The organism is Echinicola sp. 20G, from assembly GCF_015533855.1.
GTDB lineage: Bacteria > Bacteroidota > Bacteroidia > Cytophagales > Cyclobacteriaceae > Echinicola.
In genome coordinates, this window is the sequence record NZ_AP024154.1 from 4,862,744 (window position 1) to 4,874,872 (window position 12,129).

Consider the following 12,129-nt stretch of genomic DNA (forward strand, 5'->3'; position numbering starts at 1 on the left):
TAGCATGGATCTCTGATGGAAGCATGGCTTGTATCTGATGATCGCAAGGTATGGACTGATACTGCAGAAGTAAAGAACAAGGCGAGTGGACAATCCACCCGCAAGGCAGCGCTTTGTCCATTCTTGACTTCTTCCAATCAGTCCAAAAACAGGCAATCAAGTCAAAAACAGCCCAAAAAAAGAAAAAATGCTAAAAAATGAACTTTTGATTATTCATGGAAGCCATTGTTGTATGCCGTTTTTATTTTATTCATTGGATTGTCCAGAAGTTAGGTTCCATGTCCTTGACAAGTATTGGCCGTGCGATAGATTCGTGCGACTTGGCAATGTGTATGGATTATGAATGTTATCACCTAGCAAAGTTTATTTAGAAAAAATTTCACATAAATTGAAGGCTCGGCTAGAACTTGGCTGTATTGATCTTCCAATTTGTGAAAATCAATTTTTACTGAATCCTCTACAAGAATTAAGAAAAGTAAAGACTTGACATTTGCATTCATCTTATAAAAATCTTTAAGACCTTCAAGAGTTTTTAATGTATCGTTTTTCTTTCCTGTGCTGTCAATGTATTTTGCTTCAATGATGATTGAATTACTCTTGATTGAAAAGTCAGCATTTTTGGTGTTCCCATCAATAATTATAGCCACATTCTCAGCTTCCGTGCTTGGAATCCACGGTCTCAATATTAGATGTACTAAATTCTGAAAATCGTATTCACTAGTGATTTTGAGAGACTCTATGTTGATGTTTTTAGCCTTTAGTCCATTACTAAAACGAGACGGAACGTCCAGTGATTTTTCAACTATTGAAGCTAAGTTTTGACAAATTGTTGTCCAATCACATCCTAAAAAAGTGAGTGGATAATTGTCATCTTCAAGCTGGGCAAAAAGGAGAGAGAGTTGCTTGTCGAGAGAAGCAGATAAGAATTTTTGCCTAGTCTTTACAAGATGAAATATTATGGAATGAAGTTGGTCTTTCCAGTTAGACGAAGACTCTTCATAAACAATAAGATTCCATAGCTTCATTCGAAATTGATCATGAAATTCTAGAACCTGATCTTGAAAACCAGAAATTCCAACTATATGAATAGGAGGTTTAATTGAAGGGTTTATTGAGATTTCGTTTAAAAAATCAACTCCATTTTTAGCATTGCATTCTCCGTTTAATTCGATAGGCAATACGAGGTCTAGTATCATTAAATCGAAATAATTGTCATAAAGAAGCTTCCTGGCTTCTTTTGTACAACTGACTATATCAATATCCGACTCGGAAAAATCATGAGTATCGAGAATTGTCTGTTTGACATTGTTTTGTTTGTTCGGATTATCATCAACCAAAAGAATTTTAATCATAGCTCAAATATTTAAAAGTTGAGAGAGTTTTTCTTGCCATTCTTCGTTAATTTGAGAATAGAAAACATAACCTATATAGTTTTCAGAAAACTGATCTTTTAGTTCTTTATCGAGCTCGGCTATTTTAGTCCCGTCATCAAAACTTCCGTGCATTGTGACAACAATGGCTTTAGTAGGGATGTCCCTCAAGTACATTTCTTTAAGTATTTTTTTCCCAGCCAAGGGCATCCATGCTCCTCCGCTGTCTTCAGAAGAAATATCATAGTTCGGCATACTGATATCCAGCAATAGCATGTCATAGTCTTCGAAATTTCGGATCAATTCTTTCAATCCACTTATGTATGAGTTTTTTGTAACAATAGAATTGATACCCAATTTTTCATTAATGAATTTGTGAATTTGGGCTTGTTTCAGAGGGTGATCTTCTATAAATAGTATTCTCATGCTAGTATGTCTTTTGCTTCGATACTGAGATTGACGAAAAACCAATCTTTCTCTTCGGAAATTCTCGTAGTCAAACAGTCATTGATGCCATTTTTTAAGTCATAAGTAATGATTTTGTATGCTTTGTGATAACCCGATTTCCCTTCATTCAGTAGTTTGTCAAAATCAAGCTTATTACCCTTCCAAAGATTTTCAAGAGCCTCAATACTTTCTTCGTTGGTTATGAAATTGGATATTTGAATTTGAAGAATACTTTGACCTTCGATTGAGGTCATTATTTTGCAGGGAATATTCGCAGCATCCTCTTTTGAGTGTTTTATAATATTCTCTAGAAATATCCGTATTAGGTCAGCAAAGTGTGTTTTATATTCTCCTTTTAGAGATGGATCACTTTGACTTGCTGTTTCAATCCTCAGGCTTTTATAAGGACTACTTTTATTCGTATACTCTGCTATAATGTTAACAACTTCGCTAAGTTTAAAATCAGATGCTTTAATTTCACTACGCCTAAACCATCTGCTTATTTTCTGCATAACCGTTTGCATTTCGGTTGAACAGTCTTTGATTGATTTAACGAGCTGTTGATTTGCGTCTTGTCCAAATTGATGAATCAAATTGATCTCCAATTCGTTGAAGAATGAGTTAAACTTATCTAGAATTTCATTTTCGATTCTATGTCTTATGTTTTCAAGGTTTTCATCGGTTCTATTCCAGAGAACCATGAATATTTGATTTACGAAATCCTCGAAACTTCCACTTGATACTGTAGCTATCACAGAGTGATACCAAAGTTCATTAGGATCAAAGTCATAATTGAACCATCCCTCATCATTGATTTCAGCTTTGTATACTTGTAGGTGTTTTTTGATTAGATCGAAAATGAGCCCGTCAACCTTACTTGAAAAATCAGCTAGTAGTATTTGCAATTGCTCCTTATCTTCATTTGAATATGCACTATAAACCAGGTCCCAAGTATAGTTTCTTCGATAATTTGAAGTACTTCCTTCCTTTAATGTAATTAGGTTGTGGGTTTCAAAAATTGGTCGTAATTCTCCTATCAAAACTCCATGTCTTATCCTCGTACTTAAGTATGCTACAATCCCATATTGACTGTTAAGAAACTTGTCCTTGATAGCATCAAAAAGCTCAGAATAGATTTCAAAAACAGGGTTTCCTGAATACTCTACCTTTTCAACTTCAGTGTCTTCATTTGAAGTGTAAGTAGTTAATTCACCACCTTTCAAATAAAGAAGCTTGTTGTCACCAGCAATTCCTGAAATAATTCGAAATCTTTCATAAATGGCTTCAAAATCTTGTAATTCTTCATCAATTATACCTTGCTCATTAACATAAATCTTGCTTTCATCAAGATCAATTAAGCCCTGCTGAATAACCAAGATGTTTTGAATGCTCTTAATCTCGTCTTCAATGTTTTTATTATTCGGATTTTTTGATTTTAAATAATTCGAGATAACCAACCTTTCCTCGAGTCTTTCTTTTGAGTTTTCAATAAACGTTGAATGCATCAGAATTTTTGGACTACAGCAGAATTCCAAGAAGTAAAGCATTTTATTCTCATCAAATTCATTGAATTGATCAAGAATTTCTGATGGCTTCTCAACTCCTCGGGATTGATTAAAAAGTTCGTAGGCGATATGCGCCTCAACATCGTCAGCGTTCACTATTGTGTAAAATATCGGTAGGTTTATCAATCTTGAAACATTTCTAAACCTATTGGAGCTTATTTTTTTTAATAATTCTTTGGTTTCAATTTTTTCAATTATGTAGTTATTTTGAAAGAAGCTTTCTACAAATAAGTTAATACAATCATCAGGTTTATCAAGGATTAAATAACACTTGAAAAGATTGATTATAGCCGTTTCATATATAGGTGTTGTGTCCCGATAGTTCTGGATTAGAAACTCCCATTCTTTACTTGCTGCAATGAAGTTTTTTTTCTCTTGCAGTTTTTTTGCCATTTCAATTTTATACTGACCTTCTGGTATTTTTTGTTCATACTTGATGAGCGAATCAACTCCTTTTAGTTTTTCTTGAAAAAACTGTATTGTAATGGAATCTGGAAATCTACTGGCAAGCATACCGAGGAATTCTTCTTTTTCTTCATCAGTCGTGAATATTTCATGTATTGTAGGATTTGCAAGGTTATAGGAGAATTTTGCTAATAGTTTGCGTTCATTACTCCCTTCGTTTTCATGAAATACATAATCTGTTATTCCATAGCTAATTGTGCTACTCGACAGATTGTTTGCTATTCTTAACAGGTTCAAACGGGCTTGATCAGGATTGCCTTGAACTGAAGTACTTTTATATAGTGCCTGAAGTATTTCGTTTTGAACACTTTTTGGATTACCAATCGAGGTGAAATCTTTCTTTTGATAGATAAGAGTTTTTACATAAAGCAAGTAGAGGTCAAATTGGTTAGGTTTTTTTTTGAGTAGTTCAATTAAACCTTTCTCTGCTTCAGCGTATAATCCAGTAGTATACTTATCAAGTGTTCTAAGTTCAATTTGACTTTGTTTAATATCAAAGGCTGGAAAAATTGAATCTCCTGAAAATAGCTTTAGTTTAAAAAGTATTGGGTCATTTACTTTTCTTATTAAGTAATTGATCCGATTTCTTAAGTATCGCTTTATATCTAAATGTCTTTGATCGTCCTTTTGTAGGTAGCTAGATACTGCAAGTAAACTTGTCATTACCCTCGTGAGGTTTAGGTATCGATCAATAATGCTATGTCTAAAATCTAGTGCAAGAATTGCGGCATAGTTTGAAAAATCAATGTGACTTAGAAATGTAAGCTTAAAACGATAATAATTTCTAAAAGCCTCTTTCGTGTTATTGTTTTGAAGGTTGCTTAACGCGATTTCCAAATCATTAAAATACCGGTTTACAGATAGAGAGTGTTCGGCTCTTAGACTTAGATAATGAGCTAACGATTTTGTGATTCCTTTTGCCTTGTTTTCTTCGTTGAATGAGCTTAAAAATTTTTTATTCTCAGAAGCTTTCCCTGAAAGTTCGAAAAGAACAAATCGATTTTCTAATGTCCAGAGTGAATAACAAACATCTTTTTCAATTTTATCTAAGTATTGCTCTGCTTGACTGTAATTGCCAGTAAGTAGATTTTCTTCATACAGTTCCTTGTAAGTCAGAAACAGATTAATTTCATGTCGATATTTTCTTACTCCAATTAAGTTTTGGTTAAGTTCTGCATGTATGTTCTCACCTAGATAAGGAGCTTCTTTTAAGTTTCCAAGAGATGCATATTCATTTGGTAGTGGATTACCGTAAATTAATTCATTTCTTTCTGATGGGAGATTCCGTTCCAAATAATCCATTGAATGACATAAGTCGCTGAATACCAGTAATTCCTTAAGTTCATGAAATGCCCTTTTTCTATCCGTAGACTTTCTATTGATTAGATGGTATCTTGCTCTCGATGCCTTCAGACCGTATGGTGTATTTTGTTTCTTTTTAGTCATTCATTATAAGAGTAAGAGTCAAATTGGCGATAGTTTTCTGATCCTATTGATTTGAAGTTAATTTACTTTTATTTCATTAAGTAAGGCCTTAAAATAGCTCTTTTGGTTTTTCAGCGTTGCCTCGCGTAATAGCAAAAACCAAATGTGCTATTTGTGCGTTGGCTTTTTAAATGGCATACAACGGTCTAGTATAAGAATAGTAGCGGATTTACACGCACTAATTTTTCGGTTAAACACAGACCTTTTTTATATTTACTTAATTTCGTTTTAGCGATAATACCGCTATTATTTTTATACATTGTTGTGCTTTCGTACTTTTTATTTGGACTGTTTTCTTAAACCTATAACAGCACTTGGGATATCTTGCTCAGCCTTGTCATTACTCCATTCTTTCCAAAAATCAATTGTTGCACTTTGTGGTTTAATTGTTGGCTCATCGATTAAAATTCTCGTAGGTAATAGAGATGAATCTCCAACAACTAAAGCTTCTCCAATATCCAAAATAGGTAATACATCTGTTAGCCCAGAAAGATTATCTGGTAATAGTCTTTTTATAACTGATTGGTCTTCTGCATTTGATAACCTTAGTGAAATGAAATTATTACATTGACTAAGAACTGTTCTGTTAACTTCTGCTGGTCTTTGACTTATAACAGTTAGACTAACACCATATTTTCTACCTTCTTTTGCAATTCTTTCAAAATTCTTTAAACCAAGTTCGGAAGCAGAATCTTGACTTGTTCTTTCGGGAATGTATAAATGAGCTTCATCACACAATAGACAAATAGGATGTCTTTTGTCATTTACTGTCCATTGTTGAACAGTAAATACAATTCTTGCCACCAGTCCAATAACAAGTGGTAAAACGTCTGAAGGAACTTCTGAAAAATCAATAACCTTTACACCTGATTTTTGGTCATTTTGTTTAGAACCTTGCATTAACAAGTTACATAAGCTATTCATCCAGTCAATATCTAACTCGTCATTTGATATTTGAAACAAGAAACCTAATCTTTTATCTTGACTTTTAGCTTCTAGCCTTTGTACAAATCTTGTTAATTTTCCATTGAAAGGTCCTGCCTTGTCTTGACCTGCTCTTGCTCCGGGAACACGTTCTTCGTCAAGATTTTTTAATTTGCTTATTACATTATCAATTTTATATGGTATTGGGCTGTCAATAGTTATGGAATCTTTAAATGTTGTGTCTCCAATTGAATCTAAAAAAGCTAATTTTTCTTCAAAGACTATTTTAGAAAAAAGCATTGCTTGATTCGGTGCATTACTGTCACTTCTATCAAGTAACATTGCTAACATTTCTTCATAAGTCAAAAGCCAATAAGGAAGCATTAAAACACTATTTTGCAGATTTCCAGTTTTCCCTAAGTCAGAGGGATTAGCAACCCTTAAATGTTGTATTCCATCGGTTTTAAAATCTTCTCCACTATATTCTCCGTGAATGTCAAAAAGTATTGAATTTGCCATTGGAAGTTTAGCAATTTGTTCAACCAATTTTGCTACGCACCAAGATTTTCCAGAACCTGTACTACCTACAATTACAGCGTGCCTTTGAAAAAGTTTGTCTCCGTCTAAATAAGCATCTGCATTTTCATCAATTGAGTATTTACCTAATGAAAGAGGAATATCATAATTTTCCTTTGATGATATTGTGCGCATAAACTTTGTGATATTTTCTCCATCAATTGGAAAACAGTTTGCTTCAATTTCGGGAACTGTATCTAAAGTTCTTTTGAATACATTTTCTTTCTGTCCGTGCTTGTCTATTAAAGTACCAATTAGGTTAACTTTTAAAATATTTTCTGTTAGTAAAAAATTGGTTAAACCTAAATCATCAGAAACTGGATTCTCATCATCTGATACTTTTCGTGTAATTCGGTTGATAATACCAATTAGATGCTGTCCAGCTTTTGAGCTTTTTATAGCAATTAGATGATTTACCTGTAGTTTCCTTAACTTTTCAAGTTCTTCAACTTTTACGATTAGAGTAGAAGTGTCAACACTAAAAACTGTACCGATTTTTGTAGATTCTTCAAATTGGAATATAGCCATTGCTCTGTTTATGAAATGATTAGTTTTAAATATTCTCCTAATTCCCAATAACTAGTATCTTCAATTACAAATTCTCCAAATTTGGAAGAATAGATTTTGGTATCTTTAGAATTAGCCTCTTCGATAAGTAAGTACTTTTGGCATTTATTATCGATGATTGATTGTTTAGTTTTTTCAGTAAGTTCTTTAGTTATTACAATAATTGGCTTATTGTTTTTGATTTGTTCAATTAGTTTTGGTTGAACGTGAGTGTCATTAAACCCATAGCCAATACATAAAAAACCATTCGCATTCTCAATTTCAGAGTCTGCTTGTGTGAAAATTGTTCTATATGGTTCATTATGTGTCTCTGAATATTTGCTTAAGCCAGGTGTTACAATTAAAGGTCGATAGTCTTTAGGGATACTTTGTCTTAATGGAAGTTGAATATTTTCATCTTCATTAGACTTAAACCAGTCTAACGAACCGTGAACTTTCCAAATGTTTACTTGTCCTTTATAGCCATTTAAAGAAGCTAAATTGTTGGATTGAATATTGTTTGAGAAATGCCCAATATGACTTTGAGCATAACCACTACACACAATGGCTTTAGAAAGACTAGTAGCATATTCAGCTAGTCTATCATAATTCGTTGTTATGATTGAAACTTTTTTACCTGCTGTGTCTAAAAAATATTTTAATAATTCAGCTAAGGGAAATTCAATTTCTTTATTGATGAATTTCTCGTACGCTTTTAAATCTGATTCATTGACAAGTTCCCAAGTTTTATCAACAATTTCAGCAAGTACGTTGGTTCTTAATTGAAGCTTTGTAAGTGTTGTTTCTAAATCACCAGTTTTGTCAAATTCATCTTTAAATTTTTCAAATTGAGCTTGGTCATCAGAATCTACAAAACTTATTGAGCTTTTCAAGAAATCTCCCAAAGTCCACATTGAAGGAAGTTTGAAAGGAACAGAAGCTCCGCTACCAAGAACAATTAGAGGAATATTATTTGTCCAAGTTTGTAATTGTTTTAATACAGCTTCTTTTTCTTTATTCATTCAATTTTAGTTTTGTTCTCAGTGTTTTTCAGTATGAAGCACAACGAGTGGCTAAACGCATTGCGCATACACTATCTATATGTTACTTACCCTAAAAGGCCTTCTATTTTAGGTTAAGGCCATTTATCCCATTCTTAAATATTTGTAAGCATTTGCAATCGGATATAGCTATTAAAATTAAGGAATTCGTAAAAAAATTAAATACCATGATTAAGGTATTTTTTACCTGCTGAAATTTATTTATTTTAATAGGTTTGATTTTAGATTATGTCCATTCCCTTTTCTGCACCTGAAACAATAGGCATACCCTCAACTTGAGTTTCCAAAACGTCATTCCGAGCCTTGGCGTGGGATTGTGGGAAGGAAGCTGCGGGAATCTCATAAAAGGGAGATTGCCACACCCTTTCTCCTGCAATTACACAAGCGCAAAAGGGTTCGAAATGACCTTAGTATCCCCATTTCTCTTCCTTTTAAATCGAACTCAGGTGCATAGGTTTTGGCTTGTTTTTAAGCTTTCCCGCTTTTTATTCAGGAACATTTTATTCTTGATGGTCTTTATCAATGCTTCGCATTTCTCCCGATATCGGGACAGGCTATTGATAAAAAAGTGAGCATTCCGAGCCAGCGGAATTAGTTCGATAGATGCGTACCTGTGCGCCTTGGCGTAGCGGCAGGTGGGGTTAATTTTTTAACCTATAGAAAAAAAGTAAGCCAGTAAGGAAGGACTATAAGGGTGAAATTATTCCAATAAAACCAATTTTGGAGTCCACTATAAATCATATAGAAGCAAGATCACACCTTACTCTGCTTTGCTGCCGAAAACATCCAGGGTGATCTGTACGGTGGTGCCTTCATTTTCGGCGGAGGAAACCAGGAGTTCGCCCTTATGGATTTTAATAATATTCCTCGCTAAGGGCAGACCGATGCCATAGCCTTCGTAGTTTTTGGTATTGGAGGCCCGGAAGTAGGGATCATAGATAAACTTCAGTTCGTTTTCCGGAATGCCGATGCCTCGGTCCTTTATGATCATTATGATCTTTTTATTGGCCACACCAAGTGCCACGTTGACGGCTTGGTTATCGGAATACTTGCAGCCATTGAGGACGATATTGGTCAGGGCCAGGTGCATCAGGGCTTCATTGGCATTGATTTTCAGCAGTTCGGGATTTTCCGGCAACAAACTGAAGTCCAGACAGATCTTGCTCCCCGGATTGATCTTCTCGGCAGTGTCCTTGACATCCAGGATCAGCTGGTCAATCCGTAGTTTATTGAATTTCTGCCCCTTGCCATCAAAGCCCGTTTGGGCCAACAGTAAGAGGGCCTTGGTCTTTTTGTTCAGCTTTTCGGCCTCCTCCAAAATCGTCTGCAGGGAATTGATGTATTCTTCCGGTTGACGGATCTTGCTCAAGGTCACATCGGCCTCCCCAATGATGGAGGTCAGTGGGGTATTCAGCTCATGGGAGGCATTGCTGATAAAGTTCTTCTGCGTCTCAAAGGAAGTCTCCAGCCTGTTCAGCATATCATTGAAGGTCTGGGTCAGCATGCTCACGGTATCATCATTTTCCCGGTTGACAGATAACCTCAGGTGCAGGTTGTCGGAGCTGATCTCTTTTACCTTCTCGATGATATCATTGATGGGCTGGATGATCTTTCTGGAAAACAAAAAAGATACAATAAAGATAATGATCGAGGCGATGGCCAGGGAAGTAAAAAGTAGGTTCCGCAGGTAAAGCACATGGTGGGTAATAAAGTAGTTCTCTGCCGAAATCACTACCAAATAGGAATCTCCCGTGACGGCCTTGTAGACCGTTCCGTAGTAGAAAGTCTTCTTGTCATTATAGTTGGCCTTTCCCTCTTCCAGTACCTTCTCCACAAAGCTGGCCTTGTACTTATACAGCTCACTGTCGGACGGAATCTCCTGATTGTCCTCCAAAGGAAAAATCCTGATTTCCTCATCCTGCAGTTTCTCCAGGTATTCCTGCCTCAGCTCCTGGAGGATATTCCCATCACTTTCATGGTCGAGCTGGGACTTGGCCGTGGTAATCGCCCTGATCTCCAACCGCTTGTAAAAATCCGTAAAGGCATAGTTGGAAATGGAATAATAAATAAAGGCACTGAACAACAAGGTATAGCTGACAAAGATGATGATCAGGACATAGATGATCTTGTTCTGTATTTTCATTCTCCTTCTTTTAAAACGTAGCCCATGCCGATCACCGTTTGGATCAAACGGTTGCCCCCATATTTTTCAAGTTTTTTCCGGAGGTAATTGATATAAACATCCACCACATTGGTCCCCATATCAAAGTCTATCCCCCACACTTCTTCCAAAATATCCACCCGGGAAAGCACCTTTCTTTGGTTTTTGACAAGCATCAAAAGCAAGCGGTATTCGGTGGATGTCAGGGAAATGTCAAAGCCAGCCCGGGTCACGGTCTTGGTATCGTCATTGATCAGCAAATCGGAAAATTTAAAAATCTCTTCACCTTCCGAGTCCTCTCCTGCGTCATTTTTCAGACCGGACCTTCTCAGTAATGTCCTTACCCTGGCCTGCAACTCCATAAACTTAAAAGGCTTGGCCAGGTAATCATCTGCCCCCGAGTCCAGGCCCAGCACCACATTTTCGGTACTGCCCAGTGCAGTCAAAAATAAGATGGGCGTATCAATCACATTGGTCCTGATTTCCTTGCAAACATCCAGCCCATTCTTTGAAGGCAACATGATGTCCAAGATGATCAGGTTAAAGCTCTTGGAGAGCGCGAGATCCAGGCCCACGTTGCCATCCATGGCCACGGTCACATCATAACCGGACTCTGTCAAGCCCTTATTGATAAAGGCACTGACATTGGTATCATCTTCTACTAATAGTATTTTTTTCAAAGTCTAAATGGGTTAGGCTATTTATTCCAATCCGATTATCCACCATAAAACCAGTCACCTTCAAACCTTTGCTCAGGTGGTCAAAAGATCCAAGTCCGAAGTTTGAAGTCCGTACTTTTGGCCTTAGTCCTTGCTGGTAAAATAGCAGATATAGATTTAATCCAAAAATCGTCATTATGGTTTATAAGTAAAAATAGACGGTAAAGGTTTCTTCATGGTTATTTTTTTAATGGGTTGTCCGATGGTTAGGTGGAATTTGGGAGGAGTATGTAGTATGGAGTATTGAGTATGGAGAATTGAGTTTTGGATACAGGTTCTGGTTCTACCGAGGGCTGTGCTCTGGAAGGACAAAAACAGAACTTTCAGCATTGTTTTTTTGATCAAGCCACAGGCTCGGTATTAGGTGTCCCACAGTGAAACTGTCGGGACAACGTTAATGTATATACCATATACTGTTCTACCGAGGGCTGCGCCCCGGTAGGATTAAAACTGAGCTTCCAGCTCAAGTGACTTCATTGAGCTGGAAGCTCAGTCTTAGAAGTCCCGCAGTACAACTGCTGAGGGAGTATGAAGTCGTGAGTATGGAGTATTGAGCTATAGATTCAGGTTCTACAGAGGACTGAGCCCTGGCAGCACAAAAACAGGACTTTCAGTACTATTGTTTTGATCGAGCCACAGGCTCGGTATTAGTCGTCCCGCAGTGAAACTGTCGGGACAACGCCAATATATATTACGTACACTGTTCTACAGAGGGCTGCGCCCCGGTAGGATTAAAACTGAGCTTCCAGCTCAAGTGCACTTCATTGAGCCAAAGGTTCAGCTTTAGAAGTCCCGCAGTGCAACTGCTGA

At 36.4% G+C, this 12,129-nt stretch carries 8 protein-coding genes; 1 reads left to right on the forward strand and 7 read right to left on the reverse strand.

Annotated elements, in window-relative coordinates:
• Positions 1–15: 15 nt before the first annotated feature.
• Complete coding sequence (locus JL001_RS19690) at positions 16–201, forward strand: hypothetical protein (protein ID WP_200979249.1); 186 nt, start codon at positions 16–18, stop codon at positions 199–201.
• Between the two features lie 152 nt (positions 202–353).
• Here the strand turns inward: JL001_RS19690 and JL001_RS19695 are convergent, their stop codons facing one another.
• From JL001_RS19695 to JL001_RS19725, 7 genes are all read right to left on the reverse strand, one after another.
• Positions 354–1,352 (reverse strand): hypothetical protein, encoded by a 999-nt coding sequence (locus tag JL001_RS19695; RefSeq protein ID WP_200979251.1) that lies wholly within the window; start codon positions 1,350–1,352, stop codon positions 354–356.
• 3 nt (positions 1,353–1,355) lie between these two features.
• Entirely contained in the window at positions 1,356–1,796 is a 441-nt protein-coding gene (locus tag JL001_RS19700; RefSeq protein ID WP_200979254.1) for a response regulator, read from the reverse strand.
• Positions 1,793–5,293 carry a hypothetical protein gene (locus tag JL001_RS19705; RefSeq protein ID WP_200979256.1) on the reverse strand — a complete coding sequence of 1,167 codons (3,501 nt, stop codon included), beginning with the start codon at positions 5,291–5,293 and terminating at the stop codon, positions 1,793–1,795. Before JL001_RS19705 ends, JL001_RS19700 begins: the two co-directional genes overlap by 4 nt.
• 318 nt (positions 5,294–5,611) lie before the next feature.
• Complete coding sequence (locus JL001_RS19710; protein WP_200979258.1) at positions 5,612–7,360, reverse strand: ATP-binding protein; 1,749 nt, start codon at positions 7,358–7,360, stop codon at positions 5,612–5,614.
• Positions 7,361–7,368: 8 nt separating this feature from the next.
• Positions 7,369–8,400, reverse strand: coding sequence for an SIR2 family protein (locus JL001_RS19715; RefSeq protein ID WP_200979260.1), 1,032 nt, complete (start codon positions 8,398–8,400; stop codon positions 7,369–7,371).
• A gap of 799 nt (positions 8,401–9,199) precedes the next feature.
• On the reverse strand, positions 9,200–10,582 hold the full coding sequence (locus JL001_RS19720; protein ID WP_200979261.1) for a cell wall metabolism sensor histidine kinase WalK: 1,383 nt from the start codon (positions 10,580–10,582) through the stop codon (positions 9,200–9,202).
• Positions 10,579–11,280, reverse strand: coding sequence for a response regulator transcription factor (locus tag JL001_RS19725; RefSeq protein ID WP_200979262.1), 702 nt, complete (start codon positions 11,278–11,280; stop codon positions 10,579–10,581). Before JL001_RS19725 ends, JL001_RS19720 begins: the two co-directional genes overlap by 4 nt.
• Positions 11,281–12,129 lie beyond the last annotated feature (849 nt).